General features: G+C 73.2%; 19 protein-coding genes and 1 tRNA gene. 7 read left to right on the forward strand and 13 right to left on the reverse strand.

Annotation, left to right across the window (positions count from 1 at the left end; genetic code table 11):
• Nucleotides 1-63 precede the first annotated feature (63 nt).
• Entirely contained in the window at nt 64-477 is a 414-nt protein-coding gene (locus ACY1JF_RS02915) for a globin (protein WP_462703350.1), read from the forward strand.
• Here ACY1JF_RS02915 and ACY1JF_RS02920 read toward each other — a convergent pair.
• The 7 genes from ACY1JF_RS02920 to ACY1JF_RS02950 all read right to left on the reverse strand — a co-directional run bounded on the left by ACY1JF_RS02920 (nt 461) and on the right by ACY1JF_RS02950 (nt 10433).
• Nucleotides 461-1138 carry a hypothetical protein gene (locus tag ACY1JF_RS02920; RefSeq protein ID WP_462703351.1) on the reverse strand — a complete coding sequence of 226 codons (678 nt, stop codon included), beginning with the start codon at nt 1136-1138 and terminating at the stop codon, nt 461-463. The genes ACY1JF_RS02915 and ACY1JF_RS02920 overlap by 17 nt on opposite strands.
• Entirely contained in the window at nt 1135-1548 is a 414-nt protein-coding gene (locus tag ACY1JF_RS02925) for an acyl-CoA thioesterase (RefSeq protein ID WP_462703352.1), read from the reverse strand. The genes ACY1JF_RS02920 and ACY1JF_RS02925 overlap by 4 nt, the downstream gene beginning before the upstream one ends.
• 6 nt (nt 1549-1554) lie before the next feature.
• Nucleotides 1555-3219, reverse strand: coding sequence for an energy-dependent translational throttle protein EttA (gene ettA / locus ACY1JF_RS02930; RefSeq protein WP_462703353.1), 1665 nt, complete (start codon nt 3217-3219; stop codon nt 1555-1557).
• A 555-nt stretch (nt 3220-3774) separates the two neighbouring features.
• On the reverse strand, nt 3775-5181 hold the full coding sequence (locus ACY1JF_RS02935) for a Cys-Gln thioester bond-forming surface protein (protein ID WP_462703354.1): 1407 nt from the start codon (nt 5179-5181) through the stop codon (nt 3775-3777).
• A gap of 291 nt (nt 5182-5472) precedes the next feature.
• Complete coding sequence (locus ACY1JF_RS02940; protein WP_462703355.1) at nt 5473-5940, reverse strand: single-stranded DNA-binding protein; 468 nt, start codon at nt 5938-5940, stop codon at nt 5473-5475.
• A 401-nt stretch (nt 5941-6341) separates the two neighbouring features.
• Nucleotides 6342-8087: a YfjP family GTPase gene (locus tag ACY1JF_RS02945; RefSeq protein WP_462703356.1), complete on the reverse strand. Its 1746-nt coding sequence runs from the start codon at nt 8085-8087 to the stop codon at nt 6342-6344.
• Nucleotides 8088-8828: 741 nt separating this feature from the next.
• Nucleotides 8829-10433 carry a dynamin family protein gene (locus ACY1JF_RS02950; RefSeq protein WP_462703357.1) on the reverse strand — a complete coding sequence of 535 codons (1605 nt, stop codon included), beginning with the start codon at nt 10431-10433 and terminating at the stop codon, nt 8829-8831.
• Between the two features lie 323 nt (nt 10434-10756).
• On the opposite strand from ACY1JF_RS02950, the gene ACY1JF_RS02955 reads away from it, so the two are divergent.
• Together ACY1JF_RS02955 and ACY1JF_RS02960 are read left to right on the forward strand one after the other, a co-directional pair.
• Nucleotides 10757-10829: transfer RNA gene (locus ACY1JF_RS02955), tRNA-Arg, on the forward strand.
• A gap of 456 nt (nt 10830-11285) precedes the next feature.
• A complete protein-coding gene (locus ACY1JF_RS02960; protein ID WP_462703358.1) occupies nt 11286-12257 on the forward strand; it encodes an alpha/beta fold hydrolase in 972 nt (323 codons plus the stop codon).
• A gap of 510 nt (nt 12258-12767) precedes the next feature.
• Here ACY1JF_RS02960 and ACY1JF_RS02965 read toward each other — a convergent pair.
• From ACY1JF_RS02965 to ACY1JF_RS02980, 4 genes are all read right to left on the reverse strand, one after another.
• Nucleotides 12768-13022: a hypothetical protein gene (locus tag ACY1JF_RS02965; protein WP_462703359.1), complete on the reverse strand. Its 255-nt coding sequence runs from the start codon at nt 13020-13022 to the stop codon at nt 12768-12770.
• A 173-nt stretch (nt 13023-13195) separates the two neighbouring features.
• The gene (locus ACY1JF_RS02970) at nt 13196-13477 is read right to left on the reverse strand and encodes a hypothetical protein (RefSeq protein ID WP_462703360.1); all 282 of its coding nucleotides are present in this window, start codon (nt 13475-13477) and stop codon (nt 13196-13198) included.
• A 392-nt stretch (nt 13478-13869) separates the two neighbouring features.
• Nucleotides 13870-14736: a tyrosinase family protein gene (locus ACY1JF_RS02975; RefSeq protein WP_462703361.1), complete on the reverse strand. Its 867-nt coding sequence runs from the start codon at nt 14734-14736 to the stop codon at nt 13870-13872.
• On the reverse strand, nt 14720-15214 hold the full coding sequence (locus ACY1JF_RS02980; RefSeq protein ID WP_462703362.1) for a tyrosinase family oxidase copper chaperone: 495 nt from the start codon (nt 15212-15214) through the stop codon (nt 14720-14722). The genes ACY1JF_RS02975 and ACY1JF_RS02980 overlap by 17 nt, the downstream gene beginning before the upstream one ends.
• A gap of 148 nt (nt 15215-15362) precedes the next feature.
• Between ACY1JF_RS02980 and ACY1JF_RS02985 the strand changes: the two genes are divergently transcribed.
• Nucleotides 15363-15548: a hypothetical protein gene (locus tag ACY1JF_RS02985; RefSeq protein ID WP_462703363.1), complete on the forward strand. Its 186-nt coding sequence runs from the start codon at nt 15363-15365 to the stop codon at nt 15546-15548.
• Nucleotides 15549-15734: 186 nt separating this feature from the next.
• Here the strand turns inward: ACY1JF_RS02985 and ACY1JF_RS02990 are convergent, their stop codons facing one another.
• Both ACY1JF_RS02990 and ACY1JF_RS02995 read right to left on the reverse strand, forming a co-directional pair.
• Nucleotides 15735-16013 (reverse strand): hypothetical protein, encoded by a 279-nt coding sequence (locus tag ACY1JF_RS02990; protein ID WP_462703364.1) that lies wholly within the window; start codon nt 16011-16013, stop codon nt 15735-15737.
• Between the two features lie 259 nt (nt 16014-16272).
• Nucleotides 16273-16938: a hypothetical protein gene (locus ACY1JF_RS02995; RefSeq protein WP_462703365.1), complete on the reverse strand. Its 666-nt coding sequence runs from the start codon at nt 16936-16938 to the stop codon at nt 16273-16275.
• 439 nt (nt 16939-17377) lie between these two features.
• On the opposite strand from ACY1JF_RS02995, the gene ACY1JF_RS03000 reads away from it, so the two are divergent.
• Genes ACY1JF_RS03000 through ACY1JF_RS03010 form a run of 3 tightly spaced genes read left to right on the forward strand, consistent with a single transcriptional unit; the run spans nt 17378 to nt 21230 of the window.
• Nucleotides 17378-18469, forward strand: a complete 1092-nt coding sequence (locus ACY1JF_RS03000) for a DUF3344 domain-containing protein (protein WP_462703366.1) — start codon at nt 17378-17380, stop codon at nt 18467-18469.
• The gene (locus ACY1JF_RS03005) at nt 18469-19812 is read left to right on the forward strand and encodes a glycosyltransferase family 4 protein (RefSeq protein WP_462703367.1); all 1344 of its coding nucleotides are present in this window, start codon (nt 18469-18471) and stop codon (nt 19810-19812) included. The genes ACY1JF_RS03000 and ACY1JF_RS03005 overlap by 1 nt, the downstream gene beginning before the upstream one ends.
• Nucleotides 19809-21230, forward strand: coding sequence for an exopolysaccharide biosynthesis polyprenyl glycosylphosphotransferase (locus ACY1JF_RS03010; protein ID WP_462703368.1), 1422 nt, complete (start codon nt 19809-19811; stop codon nt 21228-21230). Before ACY1JF_RS03005 ends, ACY1JF_RS03010 begins: the two co-directional genes overlap by 4 nt.

The raw sequence follows: 21230 nt of genomic DNA on the forward strand, positions 1-21230 counted from the left end.
CCACAGTAGGTCTCCTCACAGGAGGCCGTAGGACCCACGTCCTGGTTCCGGCCGTCTGAGACCATGGAGGACGTGAATGAGATTCGGCGCGGCACGCTTCAGGAGCAGACCTTCTACGAACAGGTCGGCGGGGAGGAGACCTTCCGCCGACTGGTCCACCGCTTCTACCAGGGGGTGGCCGACGACCCGCTGCTGCGGCCGATGTACCCCGAGGAGGACCTCGGACCGGCCGAGGAACGGCTGGCGCTGTTCCTGATGCAGTACTGGGGCGGCCCGACGACGTACAGCGACAACCGGGGCCATCCCCGGCTGCGGATGCGCCACGCCCCCTTCACCGTGGACCGCGCGGCGCACGACGCCTGGCTGAAGCACATGCGGGACGCCGTGGACGAGCTGGGCCTGCCGGCGGAGCACGAGCAGACCCTGTGGAAGTACCTGACGTACGCGGCGGCGTCGATGGTCAACGCGCCGGGCTGATCCCCAGCCCCAGCGCTCCGCCGCCGGTCCGCCGTACGGCGACGGACCCGTAGGGCGTGCGCAGCCGCAGCCACGCGCCCGAGGAGACCAGTCCGAGGCCGCCTTCCCCACGCAGGAAGCCCAGCGACTGGGCGGCGTGCACGGCCCGGACCGGCAGCCGGGTCCCGGCCACCGTGCGGGACCAGATGTCCCGCCCGATCCGGTCGAACTCGGTCCTGGTACGCCGCTCGGCGGCCAGTTCGCCGGTCCGCGCCCGGAACTCCGCGATCCCGGCGGTGACCAGGGCCCGCAGGGCGTCCAGGGCGGGCAGTCCCGGCTCGGCCCGCCAGCCCCCGCGCGGCGGCAGCACCCCGGCCCACGGCGGCCCGGTCACCGCACGGGGCACGGCGGCCGTGGCGGCCTCCTCCTCCACCGCCTCCAGCAGCTCACCGGCCGAGACGGTCGCGTCCAGCGCGTCGTCGGATCCGTCCCCGTACGGCTTCGCGAGCCGCACCGCGCGGATCGCGAGCACCTCGAAGGACGGCGGCCGGCCGAAGACGGCGAGCGCGGTGCCGGACGCCTGGAGGCGCACCGCGGCACCGCGGTCGTAGTGGAGCAGCCGGGCAAGGAAGGCGGCGAGGTCCGCCGCCTCCCCCTCGTCGGCCAGGTGGAGCACCGTCATGCGGCGACGGCCTCCTCCTTCTCGCCGTCCCGGTACTCCTCCAGGAACTCCCGTTCCTCGGCGGTGATCCGGCGGGGCCGCTGCGCCTCGAAGTCGAACGGCACTATCACCGTGGAGGCGCGGACGTAGACCTGGTCCCCGTCCTTCACCTCGTAGGCGATGGTGAAGGACGCGGCCCTGATCTGGGTGACCCACAGCTCGATGTCCACGGGGGCGTGCCGGTGGACGAGCTGCCGCTTGTAGTCGATCTCGTGGCGGGCCACCACCGACCCCTGCTTGAACTCCTTGTCCGGGCGGAACAGGAAGTCGATCCTGGCTTCCTCCAGGTAGCGCAGGAAGACCACGTTGTTGACGTGACCGTACGCGTCCATGTCCGCCCAGCGCAGCGGGCAGCGGTAGATGTGCCGCAAGACCGATCAGCCCCGGGTCAGCTTCTTGTAGGTGGCGCGGTGCGGACGCGCGGCGTCGGCGCCCAGCCGCTCGATCTTGTTCTTCTCGTAGGACTCGAAGTTGCCCTCGAACCAGAACCACTTGGACTCGCCCTCGTAGGCGAGGATGTGCGTGGCGACCCGGTCCAGGAACCACCGGTCGTGGGAGACGACCACGGCGCACCCGGGGAACTCGAGCAGCGCGTTCTCCAGGCTGCTGAGCGTCTCGACGTCCAGGTCGTTGGTGGGCTCGTCGAGGAGCAGCAGGTTGCCGCCCTGCTTGAGGGTGAGCGCGAGGTTGAGGCGGTTGCGCTCGCCGCCGGAGAGCACGCCGGCCGGCTTCTGCTGGTCGGGGCCCTTGAAGCCGAAGGCGGAGACGTACGCCCGGCTCGGCATCTCCACCTGCCCGACGTTGATGTAGTCCAGCTCGTCGCTGACGACGGCCCAGAGCGTCTTCTTGGGGTCGATGTTCTCGCGGCTCTGGTCGACGTAGGAGATCTTGACGGTCTCGCCGACCTTGATGGAGCCGGAGTCCGGCTCCTCGAGCCCCTGGATCATCTTGAACAGCGTCGTCTTACCGGCGCCGTTGGGCCCGATGACCCCGACGATCCCGTTGCGCGGCAGCGTGAAGCTGAGGTCGTCGATGAGCACCTTCTCGCCGAACGCCTTGCTGAGGTTGTTCACCTCGACGACGACGTTGCCGAGCCGCGGGCCCGGCGGGATCTGGATCTCCTCGAAGTCCAGCTTCCGCATCTTGTCGGCCTCGGCGGCCATCTCCTCGTACCGCGCGAGGCGGGCCTTGGACTTGGCCTGCCGCCCCTTGGCGTTGGAGCGCACCCACTCCAGCTCGTCCTTGAGGCGCTTCTGCCGCTTGGCGTCCTTCTGGCCCTCGACCTTGAGGCGGGTGGCCTTGGTCTCCAGGTACTTGGAGTAGTTGCCCTCGTAGCCGTGCAGCCGGCCGCGGTCGACCTCGCAGATCCAGCCGGCCACGTTGTCCAGGAAGTACCGGTCGTGGGTCACGGCCACGACGGTGCCCTCGTACTTGGCGAGGTGCTGCTCCAGCCAGTTGACCGACTCGGCGTCGAGGTGGTTGGTGGGCTCGTCGAGCAGCAGCAGGTCGGGCGCCTCCAGCAGCAGCTTGCACAGTGCCACCCGACGCTTCTCACCACCGGAGAGGTTGCTCACGGGCCAGTCCCCGGGCGGGCAGCCCAGCGCGTCCATGGCCTGCTCCAGCTGGGCGTCCAGATCCCACGCGTTGGCGTGGTCCAGCTCCTCCTGGAGCTTGCCCATCTCCTCCAGCAGCGCGTCCGAGTAGTCGGTCGCCATCTGCTCGGCGATCTCGTTGAACCGGTCGAGCTTGCCCTTGACCTCGGCGACGCCCTCCTGGACGTTCTCCAGGACGGTCTTCTCCTCGTTGAGCGGGGGCTCCTGCAGCAGGATGCCGACCGTGTACCCCGGCGACAGGAACGCGTCCCCGTTCGACGGCTGCTCAAGACCCGCCATGATCTTCAGTACGGTCGACTTGCCGGCCCCGTTCGGGCCGACGACACCGATCTTCGCCCCCGGCAGGAAGCTGAGGGTGACGTCGTCGAGGATCACCTTGTCGCCGTGCGCTTTGCGCGCCTTGCGCATGGTGTAAATGTACTCAGCCAAGAGAAACCGTCCGGCAGCTTAATCAGGCAGTGGGCAGATACACCCCATCTTGCCGCACGGCTAGCCCTGGGCGGAAACCTGTTCCGGGCGGGGGCTGTGACCTGGCCTTTCACGGGTGGCACCTGAGGCCCCGCTGCCGCTGTGGGCCGATGCCGGGCGTCCTCGGACGGCCCGGGGACGGCGGACCGCGTCACGGCGTGGTGGAGGTCGACGCGCGTGCGGGGAGCCTGACGGCTCCCGTACTCCCCGCGCTCCTGGAACGGGACCGCACGGCTTCGGGGTGGGACTCGAAGGAACGACGCACCGGTTCGATCATCGCCGCCTGCTGTCTTCATGACCCGGTCCGCGGGAGGCGGGTGGTTTCCGGGCTGTGGTGGCGGGCCGCCGTGGCGGAGGCGGCCGACGGGTGCGCGGCGCGACCGGCGGGTCAGGAGCGGCAGGGGGCCGGCGGCCTCGGTCCGCCGGCCACCCACATGGAGGGGCGGTGCCGTACCTCCCGGAGGAAGTCGTGGACGCCGTCGGACTCCGCGGGGCGTGCCGGGCGGTCCGGCGCTGTCATGCGGCCGTGTTCTTCCGGCGGATGACGGACAGGGTCACGCCGCCGGCCGTCATCAGGACGAGGGCCATGCCGCCGATCAGGGGGGTGACCTCGGAGCCGCCGGTGTCGGCGAGGTTGACGTCCGGGGTGGTGACGTCCGTCGTGACGGGGCTGGGCTCGGTCAGGATCTGGGTGGAGTCGCCGGCCGTGCCGCTCTGGTTTTGGCAGTCGAGCACGCCGGTGAAGCGCTGTTCCAGGCCGCCGGGCGCGGTGATGGTGAAGTCGTAGGGCTGGTCCTCCTGGAGGGCGGCGGTGACCGTGCGGGTCTCGCCGGGGGCGATGGTGTACTCGCCGTCCAGGAGCTGGAAGGTGAACGCCCTGTCGCCCTCGTTGGCCGTCGTGACGTCCAGGCCGTTCTCCGCGCAGTTCTCCGCCGCGGACAGCGCGGGTATCGCGCCTCGCTCCGCCCAGTTCGCGGACGCCGTCGCCGTGACCGCCGACTCGCTGGAACCCGCCAGGATCTGGGTCTGGCTGCGGCTCTCGGAGGCGAAGGCGCGGCCGACCGGCACGGTGGTCGAGGCGTGCACGGTCAGCTCGGCCGTGCCGGCCGCCGCGTCGTCGGGAACGTCGAAGTAGATCTCGGCGCCGTCGGTGACGGTGGTGACCGCTACGCCGTCGCCGTCGACGATCCGTACGCCGCTGGTGGCCGCGTCGGCGGGCGGGGACACCGTCGCGCCGCCCGCGTCGGTGTGCACCGTCACCGGGCCGAGCCGCTCACCGGGCCGGCCCGAGACGGCGGGCGGGTCGACCGTGAGGGACGCCGCGGGTTCGGCCACGTCGCGGGCGTTCTTCTCCAGGTAGTCCGCGAGCCGCTCGGCCTCGGGGTCGACGGCCTCCACGTCCGCCCGGTCCGAGTACCGCCAGATCGCCACCTGGGTCCCGGCCGCCGCGTCCTCCTCGGAGAGGCCGCTCGCGACGCCCGCCTTCTTCGCGAGCGCGGCGAGATCGTTGACCTGCGGGTAGGAGTTCTGCAGGATCCAGCGGACGCGGCCCGCGTCCTTGTTGGTGCCCAGCGAGGTACCGCTCCAGGGCGTCTCCTGGTACTTGGCGTCCTTCTGCGTCGGGTTGAGCAGGTCGACGCAGTAGGTCTGCAGCATGCCGCCGCCCTCGACGGACATCTCGAACAGGCCGGCCGAGACCTCCTGGTCGCCGGCCTCGTCGTGGATGACGGCGCTGCCGTACGTCTTCAGGCCGTCCATGGTCGCCGTCGCGCCGCCCTGCCCCCGTGCCGTCTGCTGGGCGGCGGCTTGGCCGGCGCCCGCCACCACGGTGGTGGCGGCGGCCAGCGCGGACATCAGGGCCGAGGCGGCGAGACGCGCCGCGCCGCGCCGGTGCGCGGACAGGTCAGTGAGCGAAGCAAGCACCAAATTCCCCTTCGAGCAGGACCGGTTGGCGTGGGGGCACGGTCCCACCAGCAGAATCAGCGGCCCCACAGGGCCCGTTCGGCATCCTAAAGATCTGGCGCACCGCGCCCTCCGGTGGGGTCGTCCGAGCACCGATCCGACTCGGAATCGTTATCGCCACACCGCTGATGAGCAGGGCTTATCGACAAATCCGCCCTGGTTCGACCGGCATGGATCCGTCGATAGACCACCAACTCGGTGGATCCGGTCAATCGGTGGGATCCGGTGCGCGTCCCGGTGCTCCCGTGCCCCTCACGTCACCGCCGCGGGCTCCGGACGCCGTGCGCTGTCCTGGTCCTCGGAGGTGCCCGCCGGTGTCTCCCAGTCGGGCTCGGGACGCCCCGGGGAGGCCGCCGCCTCCGGCCGGGTCACCCGCCGGAAGGCCGACGTCCCGCGCGCCATGTCGTGGCCGACGGCCACCGCGTCGATGTCCGCCGAGGTCCAGCTCTGTCCCTCGCGCACGTCGGTCCGCACCTTCAGCCTGCCCTGGACGATGACCGGTTCCCCCACTTCCAGCGACCCCGACACGTTGGCGGCGAGCTGGCGGTTGGCCCACACCGTGAAGAAGTTGGTGTGGCCGTCCGTCCACGTGTTCTTCTCCCGGTCCCAGTAGCGGGAGGTGACCGCCAGCCGGAACCGTGCCGACGGGCCGTTCGCCAGCTCCCGGAAGACCGGCCGGGTCGCCACGTTGCCCACCACGCAGACCATCGTCTCGTTCATCTTCGCCAACCCCTCCCTGCCGTCGGGGCGGTCCCGTACGGCCGGGGCGACCGCGTCCGTCACGATCGCCGCACGGCCAGACTGCCCGGACCGGGCCTGGTCCGCCGGGGCCTGTGGACCACCCGCCGGCTGTGGAGAACTCCGCCACCCGGACGGGTGAACCCGCCCCCGCCACCGGCCCGACGGGACGCCGGCCCACCGAGCCGCCGGCCCACCCCGAAACGCCGCCCCGCCGAGCCGCCGGCCCACCCCGAGCCGCCATCCCGCCGGGCCGCCGGTCCACCCCGAAATGCCACCCCACCGAGCCGCCGGTCCACCCCGAGCCGCCATCCCGCCGGGCCGCCGGCCCACCCCGAAACGCCGCCCCGCCGAAACACCGGCCCACCCAGACCCCGCCCCCGCTACCGGCCCACCGAGACCCCCGCCCCCGTCACCCGCCCGTACTGCTCCCGCACCTCCCGGTACCGCAGCAGCTCCGCCGCCACCGGGTCCAGTACCCGTGCCCGGCCGCACCCGGCGGCCGTCTCCCGCAGCCGCCGTTCCGCCTCCTGGCCGTACCGTCTGGCCGGGCCGCGGGCCGCCATGCGGCAGCTCCACTCGATGAGGGGGCCGCCGATGATCCCGGACAGCATCAGCAGCACCGGCACTCCCAGGTTGGGGGACATGACGCCGGCGATCTGCCCCAGCAGCCACAGGCCGCCCACCACTTGCAGCAGCGTCATGGCGGCCTGGGACAGGACGGCCATCGGCCACCAGCCCGGCCGCGGCGGCTTCCCCGGCGGCAGCCCCGAACGGGCGGCCAGCTCGTCGAGCGCCTCCGGCAGCCCCTGCGCCCCGCGCACCGCCGCCTCGCGCACCGCCTGTGCCCAGGGCGCGGGCAGCCCGGTGGACGCCCGGTCGGCCACCGTACGCACCGCCTGTTCGACGCGCTGGCGGGCCGTGGTCTCCTCGTCGGCCTGGGCCCGCGGCGAGAACCGGCCGGTGGGAGGTTCCCGCCGGTCGTGGCACCAGCGCCACAGCCGCAGCCAGGGCGTGCCGCACGCCCGGTTGGCGTTGCGCAGCCAGGCGCGTTCGGCGGCCTCGCCCGCCGCCGTGGCGCCCACCGCGTCCGCGAGCCGGTCGGCGAACTCCTCCCGCGCCTCCTCGCTCAGCCCCGTGCGCCGCCCGGTGACGTAGACGGACCGCAGCCGCCGCGCGGCGGCGTCCACGTCGGCGGAGATACGGCGGGCCGGCGCCTGCCGTGCCGCGACGAACTGACAGAGCAGCTCCCGCAGTTCGCCCACGCCGTCCCCGGTGAGCGCGGACAGGGCCAGCACGGTCGCGCCCGGCTCGCCGTACTCCCCCAGCGCGATGCCGTCCTCGTCGAGCAGCCGCCGCAGATCGTCGAGGACCTGCTCGGCCGCCTCGCCGGGCAGCCGGTCGATCTGGTTGAGGACGACGAAGGTGACCTCCGCGTGGCCCGCCAGCGGGCGCAGATAGCGCTCGTGGAGGACCGCGTCGGCGTACTTCTCCGGGTCGACGACCCAGACGACGGCGTCGACCAGTGCCAGGACGCGGTCGACCTGTTCGCGGTGCTGTACGGCCGCGGAGTCGTGGTCGGGCAGGTCCACCAGGACGAGTCCGCGCAGCCGCTCGTCGGCGCCCGGCTGCTGCACCGGCCGCCGGCGCAGCCGGCCCGGGATGCCGAGCCGGTCCAGCAGGGTGGCCGCGCCGTCGCTCCAACTGCACGCGATGGGCGCGGAGGTGGTCGGGCGGCGCACCCCCGTCTCCGAGATGTTCACCCCGGCGAGCGTGTTGAACAGCTGTGACTTGCCGCTGCCGGTCGCGCCCGCGAGGGCGACGACGGTGTGCTGTCCGGAGAGCCGGCGCCGCGCGGCGGCCTCGTCGAGGACCCGGCCCGCCTCGGCGAGGGTCCGGCTGTCCAGCCGGGTGCGCGACAGGCCGACCAGTTCGCGCAGCGCGTCGAGCCGCGAGCGGAGCGGGCCGTCGTAGGCGAGCGGGACCACGGCCGGAGCACCGCCGCAGGTCCGGCCCTCGGCGACGGATCCGGCGGCGGCGGACGGACCGACGGAACCGACGGGCCCGACGGAACCGGTGGCGAAGGGACCGGTGGAGAAGTGGCCGACGGCACCGGTGGTCTCGTTCATCCGCCGCGCGATCAGTCCGTCGTCCCAGGCACCCTCGCCGTCCTCCGCGCCGCCCGTGCGCGCGGGGCGGTCGTCCCGGCCGGCCCCGCCGGGGGTCCCGGGTGCCGGGCGGTCACCATCGGCACGGCGCCGCACCCGCGCGGCACGCGACTCTTCCCGCTCTTGCCTCCCTTCCCGTCCTTCCCGTTTCTCTCGTCCCTCCCGTCCCTCCCGTCTGTCTGACCTCTCCGGCCTCTCATGCCTTCTCCGTCCGTCCGGCTTTTCCAATCCCTCCTGTCCCTCCCGTCCGTTGGACCTCACCAGTCCCTCCCGCCCTTCTCGTCCCTTCCGCCTGTCCTGCCTGCCCTGCCTGTCCTGCCTGTCCTGCGCGTCCTGCCCGTCCGGTCTCTCCCGCCCCTCCGTACGCCGTGCGGTGGTGGCGCGGTTCCTGGTACCGCCGCCGGAGCCGTCCCTGCGCAGCAGACCCCGGATCCTCCCCCGGTCCCCGGACCGGCCCTGCGGACGGCCCTCACGCTCCTGGCGCCCGCCGTGGTCACCGTGGGCGTCCGGCGAACCGGCTGGACCGTCCGAGCCGTCCGGACCGTCCGAGCCGTCCGGACCGTCCGGGCCGTCCCCCGGCTCCCCGGCGGGCGCGGTCTCCCCCGCCGGTCCGGCTGTCCCCGCGCGTCCGGCCTCCCTCCTTCTGGGGCCCGCGTGGTCGGTGTTCCTGGTGGGGTCCTGGTCAGTGACGGCGGTCACCGGTCACCTCTCCTTCTGCAGTAGGGACAGCGCGGCGATGAGTTCGGCCTGCGGTTCGGGATGGACGTCCAGCGCGTCCAGCGGGGCGAGCCGGCGCTCGCGTTCCACGTGCATGATCCGGTTCACGTGCTCGGTGAGCAGGCTCCCGCCCCGGTCCCGCAGCCGCAGCGCCCCGTGGACGCCGATCCGCTCGGCGAGCGACTCCCCGGCCGCCCGCCCCCGGCGCCCCCCGAGCAGCACGGTGGCGACCAGGGCGGCGACCGCCTCGGGGTCCGGCGCGAGGCTCCGGTCGAGTTCGCGGACCTCCTCCTCGACGTACTCCTCCAGCTCGCGCCGCCACCGCCGTACGGCCAGCCCGATGCGGTGCTCGGCGTCGTCCGGCGCGGGAGCACCGGCCGTCAGGGCGGGGGCGGCGGCCGGTTCGCGCCGCCACGCGTCGTCGACCCGCTCGTCGGCGGCGGTGACGGCACACAGCAGGAGCGCGCTGAGACTCTCCACCAGGGAGTCGAGGAGTTCCCCCGGGGCGCAGTCGAGGGGGAAGGCCCGCCAGCGCTTCAACGCGTCCCCGGCGAGCACGGCGCCCGACTGGAGACGGCCCCGTACGCGCGCGTGCTCGCTGTCGTACGCCGTGTCGACGGCGGAGGTGAGCCGCAGGGCGGCGGCGTACTGGGCGGCGGCGGCGCCGGCCAGCTCCGGCATCCGGAACTTCAGGGAGTCCAGGAGGCCGTACGCCGTCCGGCCCATCACCTGCTGGCGGGCGGCGGGGTCCTGCGCCCGGTGCACGAGCCAGGTGCGCAGCGCGGCCACGGCGGTGGCCGGCAGCAGTCCGCCGCCCCACGCGGACTCGGGCAGCTCGGGCACCGTGAACCGGGGTACGTCGCCGAGGCCGGCCTTGGTGAGCAGGGCCGCGTACTGCCGGGACACCTCGGAGACCACCTGGTGGGGCACCCGGTCCAGAACGGTGACCAGGGTGGCGTCGTACTCCTTGGCGGTGCGCAGCAGGTGCCAGGGGACGGCGTCGGCGTAGCGGGCGGCCGTGGTGACCATCACCCAGATGTCGGCGGCGCAGATCAGCTCGGCGGCCAGCGTGCGGTTGTCGGCGACCAGGGAGTCGATGTCGGGCGCGTCGAGGAGGGCGAGGCCGGGCGGCAGGGTGTCGGCGGTCTCGATGCGCAGGACGCGCGCCGGGTTCTCGCCGGGGAACAGCAGGTCCTCGCCGGGGTCCTGGTGGGGCACCCACACGCGGGTGAGGTCGGGCAGCACGCGCATGCCGCTGAACCAGTGGTGGTCCTCCGGATGGCAGACCAGGACCGGGGTGCGTGTCGTCGGCCGGAGCACGCCGGCCTCGCTGACCCGCCGGCCGACGAGTGAGTTCACCAGGGTGGACTTCCCCGCCCCGGTGGAGCCCCCGACGACGGCCAGCAGCGGTGACTCCGGATCTCTCAGACGGGGCATCAAGTAGTCGTCGAGCTGGGCGAGTAGTTCGTCGCGGTTGGCACGCGCGCGTGGCGCCCCCGCCAGGGGCAGCGGGAAGCGTGCGGCCGCGACACGGTCGCGCAGGGCGGAGAGTGCGTCGAGCAGCTGAGGCCGTACGTCCAAGGTCACCACATGGGAAGAATGCCCAATTTTAGGGGAATTCTGAAGCATATGAGTATGCCTGCGCGCCGATCTGACACTTGGGACGGAAGGGGCGAGTGGGGAGAGAACACGGTCCAGGCATAACGAGTGGACAACACTCGACGCGTGAGGCACCGAAAGCGATGCGCGATTCGCACTCGCCTGCGATTATCGATGCTGCTTCACCGAACCTCCACATCGAGCCACGGAGGGGAAGCAGCAGGGACGAGGAGCCGGGAGCCCTATCCTTGTCCCCGGCAACGTCTTGAACCAGTCCGCCCGGCGGGCTCCACGACGTCAGGCCACCACACCAGGCCCCCGTAGCTCAGTGGATAGAGCAGGCGCCTTCTAAGCGCTTGGCCGCAGGTTCGAGTCCTGCCGGGGGCGCCCAACAGGGGAAGCAGGGGCACCCGCGTCCCGCCCGGGTCCGGGCCGGTTCGAGGACCTCACGGTCCGTTGCCGCGCGACGCCGCACCGGGCACCTGAACCCTGCCGCCCCGCACCGTGGCGGCCGTCTTCCTCCTCCGAGCCCCGGCGTCCGCCCACCGGGCCGACGCCGGGACCGGACCGCGTCCAGCGGATCGGTGGAGCGCACGCGGTTCCCCTCTTCCGCGGACCCGCCGACGCGGTTCTCCCGGAGGGCCGGGGCACCGGGCGGCCGCGGTCCCGCGCATTCCGTGTGGCCATCGCCCGGCGACGGCTGAGCCTGATCCACGGCAACCACGCCGGATCGGCAAGCGGCTCAACCAGGATCGCCCACAATTGAGTGATTACATCGGCATGGGGGGCTTACTGGTAATGATGGGGCGGTTCGCTGCCCTTCCGTCTTTCCCGGAGCCGTCCATGCGCACTGCCGTCATCAACGCCCAGAAAATCACAGCGGGGTGTTCCGGACCCGTCGCTACGGCATCGGGTCCGGTGGAGGAACGGGGTCTCGTTTTCGACGGGTTCGCTTACGGATGCCGCATCGTCTACCAACGCGCGCCAAAGACAGCGCCGTTGCTGCTTCTCGGGGGCTCGTCCCAGGACCGGTACTCGTGGCAGGGACACGAGAAGTGGCTCGCGTCACTGTGCACGTTGATCACAGTGGATCTTCCCGGTTACGGCGCCTCGGACTTCTTGCCCGCCCGATACGGCATCGACTTCCTTGCCACCGCGGTGAGACACATGCTGATGGAGATCGGGATGCCGCGAGTGAATCTCTTCGGCGGCTGCTTCGGTGAGGTCGTCGGCCTCCGCTTCGCGCAGCTCTATCCCGAGTCCGTCAGCCGGATCGTTTTCTGCGGTGCGGCCAAGCGCCTTCCCCGGATCTACACCGATGCCGTACCGCGCCTGTCGAGCGCGCTCGAACGCGGGGAGATCGAAGACGCCGCCGAGGGACTCGTGCGGCTGTTCATGTCGAACCCGGGCGCCGGCCGGGTCCGCAAGCACGCGGCCGTCGCGCGTCTTCTCCGCCGGCAGTTCCTGAACCAGACCCCGGGCGAGGTCAAGAAGGCGGTCGAGCACAACACGAGGCTGCTGACGCACGGCTGCTACGAGCCTCTGCCCGTCCCCGAGGTGCCGTCCCTGGTGTTCACCGGAGAGTACGACACCCTGTGCACTCCACAGATGGGCCGCGAGCTCGCCGCGACCATGCCCGCGGCACGGTTCACCACCATCAGGGAGGCCGACCACTTGGTCACCGTCGAGCGCAGGGAGGAATCGGCGGACCTGATCGGCCGGTTCTGCACCGACCGCCCCCTGGAGGGTCTGCCGTACTGCACTCCCGTGGAATCACCGCGTACCGGATGTGCCGCGGGCGCGGAGCGCCGCTGAGCCGCCGCGTGGGGGCGTTGGGGGCGGGCCCCGGGTGCCGGGGGCGGGCCCCCCCGCGGGCGCCGGGGCGCCCCCCCCCGGGCGCCCGGCGCGGGCCCCCACCGCACGACGCGTGGCCGACCGCGAACGCCGACGCGTTCTCCATGGACACGCCCGGTACGCCGTCCGGTCGACGATCGCGAAGACGTCGGGAGACGTCGGGAGACGGCCGCGCGGCCGGAGCGCTCCCGTCTCGGTCCGCGCCCGCCCGGATCACGGCCCGGCCCCGGGGACCGGGCCCCCACGTCATCCCGCCGATCCGCGCGGTGCGCGGTTCTCCCGCTCGGGAACCCGCCGGATCGGTTCACCCGGACGCGGTCCCGCCGCACAACGCCGGATGGCCGGTCCCGAATAGGCGGGTCCGGCCATCTGGCATACGGGCAGCCGCTGCCCATGACACTGCGGCGGGAGCCAGGTGCAGGTCAGAAGGGATGACGGCTGCGTCGAGCGGGCGTCGTCGCCCCAGCCGAGTCAGGGGTGGTGAATGGAGCAGTCCACAGTGTTGTTGCCCTTGATCGCGCAGCCTTCTCGCGTGACAACGACGTGGACGTGCTTGCCGTTCTCCGTCGTGTACTGGTATTCGCGCTTCTGCCCGCAGTGGCTGTCGCCGGCCTTCTCGTCACAGGCGGGAAGACCGCCCATCTGGGCCTGTGCGGTGCCGAGCCCCATCAGAACGGAGCCCCCCAGGAATCCCGCCACCACTGCAATCTTCTTGAACTTCTGCATCCGCTCTGTCCTTTGCGGTAGTACCCCCGGCGCTGTACGTCTCGAACCATTCGGCCACTGCCCGTGTACCCCTGGATAGAGATGGCGTGAGATCAACGCTCGGGTTCATGTGGGTGTCAGGGCAGGCCCCGGGACTCCTGTCCCGGGACCTGCCCTCAACCGTCTACTCGAAGTCAGCCCGTGAAGCCGCGGGTGGAGCAGTCCACCTTGTGGCCGAGCTCGTTGGCCTGGGAGCCCTGGTCACCGTCGTTGCCGAAGGTGAGGATGTTGGACAGCACGCTGTTCAGGACACCGACGTTGCCGATGAGCTGGTTCGAGTCGCCCGACACCGAGCAGCCGCCACCCTTGACCTCGAAGCTCGTGTCAGCCTCGCCGGCCATCGCGGTCCCCGCGCCGAGAGTGCCGACACTGCCGAGCATCGCGACGACGACGGCAGCCTTCTGGATCTTGCGCATTACTTCTCCGTTTCGTCAGACGACACGGTCCGTGTTGGACCGGTCACTGTTAGTACCTACCCTAGAGGGCGTTTGCCGCTTTTGACGAATGAAACGCCCGTGTCTGAAGAAATCTCCTGTCACCACTTTTGGCTGCATAAGTTCACATGAAACGGACAAGTGGTTTCGGCCTGCCGGGCCAGGTCGTCCGTCGTCGCGGCGGCCTCCGCCCGCGCGGGGACGGGCTGTCGGCGTGGCGTGCCGACGTGCGGAAAGGCACCGTCGGCGTGGCCGGCGTCGCCGAACCGGCCGCCGGTGAACGCCCGCCCGGGGGCCGCGGCGCCTGAGCGCTGCCGTCCAGGACCGAGTGCCCCGGCACGCCCGGACACCGGGGCTCCCCCGCGTCGCGCCGGCTACGCGTACCGGTAGATCCGGCCGACGTCCTCCAACTCGTCGGGCGACACGTCCCAGGGCGGCAGCTTCTGGTGTCGGGCCACGATCCGGCCGTGCTGCGCGTCACCGGGACCCGGTGGTGCCGCCGGGAGATAGCGGGCCTGGCCGTGCCTGCGCTGCCAGCGGTGCCACTGCAGGTCGATGAAGGCGTGGTGCAGCCAGAAGACGGGGTCGTTGACGGAGGCGTCGCCGAGCATGGTCCCGCCGACCCAGCGGTGCACCCTGTTGTGGTTGCGCCAGGAGCCGCTTCCCCGGCCGGTGCCCCAGCCCTCCAGCTTGTTGCGGAAGCCCCGCGTGACCGTCGAGTCCCAAGGAGCCACGTCGTAGACGGCGTCCTTCAGCGCCCACTCCAGCTCGGTCTTCGTGGGCAGGTCGATCGGGCCGTGGCGGCGGCCGAGGTCCCGGGTGAGGAAGGCCTCTTCGGTCGCGCCCTCCGTGAGGGTCCAGTTGCCCGTCCGATGGGCGAACGGACCCGTCATCACCTGTTGGTCGGAGCGACGCCCGTCGCCGCCGAGGAAGTCGGCCGTCCACGGTGCCGAGGTGGCCGTGCGGTCGCGGGACCAGTCCCAGTAGGGGAGGGTCACCGAGGAGTCCACCCGGCGCAGGGCGCCTTCCAGTTCGAGCAGGAACCGGCGGTGCCAGGGCAGGAAGGAAGGCGCCATGTGGGCGACCCGCAGCCCGCGCTCGCCGTCGGGCGAGAAGTACTCGATGTGCATACGCACGAACTCGTCGTACTCGCCGCGCCGCTTGAGTTCCAGCAGCGCCGTGACGAACCGGCGCTTCTCCGCCCGCGAGAGCGTGCCGGCGTCCTTACGCACGTACGCCATGCCGGCCTCCCCGGTGCGGGTGTCCCTCATCCGCCGGCGTCGCGGTCCGCGCGCGCAGCCGCCGGCCGGGGCCCAGGGCGTCGACGGCGGCGCGGGCGGCACCGAGCGGTGTCGGGTACGAGCAGTAGTGGTCGACCATGCTCAGCCAGGTGCCGTCGGCCCGTCGCATCAGATGGAGCGGGCGGCCGTCCACGGTGACGTGCCACCGGCCGTCCACGGCTGCGCCGCGCGCGGGGATCCACACCCCCTGGATGCGGCGACCGCGATAGGTCCGGGCGAAGCCGGCTCCCTCCGCCCCGCCCCCGTCCCCGGGCGTGGACCGGGGGCGGGGCGGCCGGGTGGTGGCGGCCACCGTCGCCGATGCGGCGGCGAGCGCGGCGGCGAGCAGACCGCGGGCGAGGTCCCGCCGTGTTCCGCCCGTCGGCCGGGGTGGTCCGTCCCCGGTGTCCGCCGGGATGCCGCTGATGCCGATGCCCATGGTCCGCTCCTTGTCCGTTCGGCTGTCGGCAGCCGTAACCGCCGGGCGCCCCCCGTGGTCACCGCCGCACGGCCGGACCGGTGATCACCCGCGGGCGCCGTCCGGAACGCGGCCCGGGCAGGGGGGTCCCCCCGGGACGCGGCTCGCGGTGAAGGTGGTGCGCGCCGGGTTCGCCGGGGACCCGGAGTCCAGGGGGCGGTTCCGGCCGGAGGCGGGCGCGGCGCGGCGGGTGGGCCGGGCGTTCACCGCTTCGGCCGTCGGCACCGACGCGGGTGCCGGACGGCCGTGGACGGCCACGCCGGTCATCGACGCGCGGGCCCCGCCGAGCGGGTGAAGCGGAACGGGCTACTGGACACCGGCCGGCCGCGTCGGCCGACGGCGGACTCGCGCAGGCGCTGCGGGACGTCCACGGGGCGGGGCCGCGCGCCGGGATCTCCAGCCGGGCGACACGGCGTCACCCGTGGACGCGGGAAGGGACGGCCCGGACTCCGCCGGAACCGTCCCTTCCGTAAGCGCGCGCTCAGCCCCGCAGCGGCAGTCCGCGGTGCAGTACCCCGGTGTTGTCCAACGCGCTCCTGACGTCCTGCACCCTGTGCAGCGGTGACTGCGCGCTTTCGGCGTCGAGCGCGCCCCGCAGGTCGTGCAGCGGCAGGCCGAGGACGTTGACGCTCCGGACCGGGATCGCCGTACCGATGCCGACGGGCGCCTGCTCGGCGGCGTCGCCGGCGAACGCGGGCGTGGCGACACCGGCGATGATCAGCGATCCGGCCATGGCGGCGGCGGCCTTCAGAGGCTTCATCGTGCTCCTTTCTTCGGCAACGCGGGTCGCCGGAGGGAAGTGCTGTCGCCGTGCCCAACGAGTCCGGGGCAAAGCGGAATCGGGGATGCCGCCGAATGCCAAGTCCTCATATGAGAACTCCGCGGGACGCGACCACGGGACGGGGACGCCCGCACGGGGGGAACGACCGGCGGACGACGGCCGTGCCACCGCCCCCGGACCGCAGACCGGTACCGCGACCGAACCGGCGAGCGCCGCGCGGCACGGCGCTCGCCGGTCCTCACGAGGCCGGCGGCATCACCGGTACCAGCGGCGTGAAAGCGGGAAGGGTGAGGACCGGCGCCGAAGGCGCCCACGCCGACGGCGACGTTCCGGACGGCGTCGGCGGAGCGGGCGGGATCGGCACCTGCGAGTCGCCGAGGGTGAGCGCGTCGACGAGCTCGTCCACCTCGGTCAGCAGGTCGTCGACCAAGGAAGGCACCTGGTCGTCGTCGGAGAGGAGCGACTCCACGAGGCCGTCGACGGCCTCCCGCACGCCGTCCAGGGCCTCGTCCGCGAGATCGGCCCCGGTGGCGGCAAGCAGCGGGTTTGGCACCGGAGCCGGTGCGTCGACCGTGGCCGTCGCGGTCTTGGCGGCCGCCTCGTCCAAGGCCTCCTCGGCGGCCTCGCCCAGCTCCTCGGCCCGGTCCGGCGGGAGTTCGCCGCCGTCCGCCTCGATCACGGCGGTCAGCAGGTCGGCGACCGGGGCCAGGCCGACTCCGCACACGGTGAGGTGCCCGACCAGCGCGAGCAGCGTGTCCTCGGCGGAGAGCGAGGTGCCGGGCGACACCGCCCGGGCCGGCCCGGAGGCCGAGTCGGCCGCCACGGCGGTGGGGCCGGTGACCCCGGTCAGGAGAGCGGCGCACAGCGCACTGAGTGCGACGGGCCGCGCAGGCAGAGCGCGCATGAGGGTCCTTTCGGGGAGGGCGGGAGCCTCAGCCCACCGTGGACGCGCCCGTGCCGCCCCGCAACCGGCCATGCGCTCCTGCCCGCCCCGCCTTTCACCCCGCTGCCGCGACGTACCTGATGGGGCACCGCACCGGGCGGGTGGCGCCGCCGTCCCCGTTCGGCGGCGCCACCGTCGCCACGGACGGTCGGGGACGCGGACCGGCCGAAAGGGGCACGGCGTCCTCGACGCCGTCGGCGCCGGGGGCGGCGGCTCGATCGCGCTGACCGGCGGAAACCTCCTTCACGGATCCAACACACATTTAGGTATGTCACTGATTTCGGTGGTTTCGACCTGTTGGTGACTAGAGTTGCGAACCGTCCGAATCATCCCTCCAGGCGGATGCGTCGCACTCGTGCCGCTGCCCGCCATCCCCTGTTCCGAAAGGGCACCGCCGGCCATGCGCAATTCCCCGGACCAGTTGTTCCGCCGTGCGGCGGTGGGCGTGCTCGCCCTCGCCGCGGTGTGGGCTCTCGGCGGCTCCTCGGCGTCCGCCCCGGCCGCGCCGCCCGCGCCCGAGGCGGACGACATCGCGTTCGCCCAGCGTCACGCCGCGCTCCAGCACGGCGGCATCGTGCGCGCGGCCAACGTCTCCATCAGCTGCCGCGCCCAGGCCCCTTCGTGCCCGGGCGCGCGGGCCGGCGGAGCCGGGGTGAACGGGGACTTCGACATGTTCTACGTCGATGTCGACCGCGACCCGAACACCTACAACTCCTCCCGCGCGGAGGTCCGTCTGCCCGCCGGCTCCCGGGTGACGTACGCGCGCCTGTACTGGGGCGGCAACCTGCGCGTCGGCGAACAGAAGCCGTCGCAGGACAACGGCCGGGTGCTGATCGCCGAGCCGGGCGGAGAGTACAAGGAGCTCCTCGCGGACACGGTCGTCGGACACCGCGTGACCGACAGCGCGGACGCCTTCCAGGCATCGGCGGACGTGACGCGGCTGGTGCGGGACAGCGGGCCGGGTCCGTACACCGTGGCGCAGGTCAACGTGGCCGCCGGCGGATCAGCGGCCGGAGCGTGGGGCGGCTGGACGCTGGTGGTGGCGTACGAGAACCCGGCGGAACCCCTGCGGTACCTCGCGCTCTGGGACGGTTTCGCGCCGCTGCGGTCCCGCGCGGCGGAACTCCGGCTGCGCGGCCTGGACTTCGCCGCGGGCGCCGGGAGCAGCGTGGGCCTGGTGGCGTACGACGGCGACCGCGGCGTCACCGGCGACTCGCTCACCGTGACCACCGGCCGGCCCGGATCCGGCTCCACCCCGCTCTCCGGCCCCGCCGACCCGCCCGGCGACGTCCTGAACTCCACCATCAGCGGACCCGGTGCGGCTGCCCCGGCGAGGGTGCCGGAGTACGCGGGCGCCCTCGGCTACGACTCCGACGTGTTCGACCTCCCGGGAGGCCTGCCGCACGCCGGTGACCAGGCGACCATCCGGCTCGCCTCCCGGGACGGCGCGGCGTGGGCCGGCGTGCTCTTCGCCACGGTCGACGCCCGGTGATGAGAACGCCGCCCCCGCGGCCCGAGCGGTTCCGCGAGCGGGGAGACCGGGCCCGTGTCCCCGTCCCCCTCAGCCGTCCGCCGCGGATCCTGCACCTCACCCAGCCGGTGGACGGCGGCGTCGCGCGCGTCGTGACGGACCTGGTCCGAGCACAGGTGGCGGACGGCCTGGACGTCACCGCGGCCTGCCCCGACAGCGCGCTCACCGACCGGCTGCGGGCGGTCGGCGCACACGTCCGGCACTGGCGGGCGACGCGATCGCCGGGCCCTTCGCTCACGCGGGAGGTACGGGACCTCGCGCGGTTGGTCGACGAAGTACGCCCCGACCTCGTGCACGCGCACAGCGCCAAGGCCGGGCTCGCCGGCCGGCTCGCCGTGCGTGGGCGGACTCCGACCGTCTTCCAGCCGCACGCCTGGTCGTTCGAGGCGGTCGGCGGGGGCACCGCGGCCCTCGCCCTGCGGTGGGAACGATGGGGGGCGCGCTGGGCCGCACGGGTGGTGTGCGTGAGCGAGGCGGAACGCGCGACCGGCGTCCGCGCCGGGATCGCCGGCAGATGGGCCGTCGTCCCCAACGGAATCGACCCCGAGCACTACCGCCCAGCGGTGGCCGGCACCGCCCGAGCCGGGCTCGCGCCGCTCGCCGGCGTCCACCCGGCGGCGCCGCTCGCGGTCTGTGTGGGGCGGCTGTGCCGGCAGAAGGGGCAGGACGTCCTGCTGCGGGCGTGGGACACCGTCGCGCGGCGGGTGCCCGGCGCCCGCCTCGTCCTGGTCGGCGACGGACCGGCCCGTGACCGGCTGCGCGGGGAGGCCCCCGGGTCCGTGCTGTTCACCGGAGAAGTCGCCGACGTCTCCCGCTGGTACCAGGCCGCCGATCTCGTCGTCCTGCCCTCCCGCTGGGAGGGCATGGCGCTGGCCCCGCTGGAGGCGATGGCCTGCGGACGGCCGGTGCTGGTCACGAACGTCGACGGCGCCCGCGAAAGCCTGCCGTCCGCCCTCGCCGCCCGGTGCCTGGTCCCGCCGGAGGACCCGGCGGCACTGGCCGAGGCCGTCACCCGGCTGCTGCTCGACCCGGCGCTGCGTGAGTCCCTCGGCGAACAGGGCCGCCGGCACGTGCTGCGCCTCCACGACGTACGACGCACCGCCGCGCGGGTCGCGGACGTCTACCGCGAGCTGCTCGGCACCTGGCCCGCCGCGCCACGGGCGCGCCCGCTCGACGTGAGCGGACACGCCGCGGCCCACGGCACCGAGCCGGGACAGCCGCTCGGCACCGGCGCGGGCACCGGGGCGAACCGGACGACACAGCACGTCGAGCCCACCCAGGACAGGGAGTCCATCCACTCGTGACCACCGAACGTACCGTGTCCTCCCCCAGCGCAGCGCCACGGGAGGGCGTCTTCTCACCCGTCTCCGTCATGCCGCCGCTCGGGACCGGTTCCCGGTTCCCCCTCACGCGGTCCCCGGCGCGGCCGGCCTCCCCGCTGCCGCTGGTCGCCGCGGACGCCGGCGCCGCCGTGCTGGGCACGCTGGCGCTCACCGGCGCCCAGCGCCAGCCACTGCTCATCACCCTGCTCGTCGTCGCGTCGCTCCTGCTGCGCCCCCGCGGCAGCCGGGCGCCGGTACCGGCCCTGCTGGAGGAACTGCCCGCCGTGTGCGGCCGCGTCGCCGCCGCCTGGCTGGCGCCCGCGGCGCTCTGGGCCGCGTACCGGCCGGAACACGCGTTGTCCGCCCGCACCGTGCTGACGGGTCTCGCCCTGCAGGCGGTGGCGGGCTGCGCGCTGCGCGCGGCCGTGTACGGACAGCGGCGTGCCGCACTGCTGCGCCTGCCGCACGCCGCGCTCGTCGTGGGCCCGCCGGCGACCGCGCGGCGCGTGGCCGCCGCCGTCCTGCGCCACCCGCGGTGCGGCGTGCGGCCGGTCGGCATCGTCGCCGAGCAGCCGGACGGCACCGAGGGGATCCCGGTGCTGCGGACCGGCGAGGAGGTCGAGCGAGCGGTCATCCAGAACGGGGTGCGGGCGGTGCTGGCCGTCCACCCCTCGGTACGCGCCGAACAGGCGCCGCTGCTGCGCACGCTGGCCGACTCGGGCTGCGTGATCTGGGAGCTCGACACCGGTTCCCCGTCGTACGCCGCGGGGGAACGGCTGGCCGGGTTCTCCTGCCGCCGGCTGGACCTGTCCCCGGTGCGCCGCGGCGGCGTGGGCAAGCGGACGCTCGACATCCTCCTGTCGGCGACGCTGCTGCTGCTGGTCAGTCCGTTGCTGCTGGTGTGTGCGGTGACACTGCGTCTCAGCGGCGGTCCGGGCGTGGTGTTCCGGCAGCAGCGGATCGGCAGGGACGGCAAGCCGTTCACGCTGCTGAAGTTCCGTACCCACCGCCCGGCCGACGAGCACGAGTCGGCGACCCGGTGGAGCGTGGCCGGCGAGAACGAGATGGGCCGCTTCTGCCGCATGCTGCGGCGCACCTCGCTCGACGAGCTGCTCCAGCTGTGGAACGTGCTCCGGGGCGACATGAGCCTGGTCGGCCCGCGTCCCGAACGCGGCTACTTCGTCACGCAGTTCAGCCAGACCCATCCCGGTTACGCGGCCCGTCACCGCATGCGGACCGGCATCACGGGCCTCGCCCAGATCCACGGGCTGCGCGGCGACACCTCGATCGAGGACCGCTGCCGGTTCGACAACGCCTACATCGACGACTGGTCCCTGTGGCAGGACGTCTGCATCCTGCTGCGCACCGCGGCCACGCTGGTACGTCCGACGGGGAGCTGA

The organism is Streptomyces sp. SYSU D01066-1, from assembly GCF_054956795.1.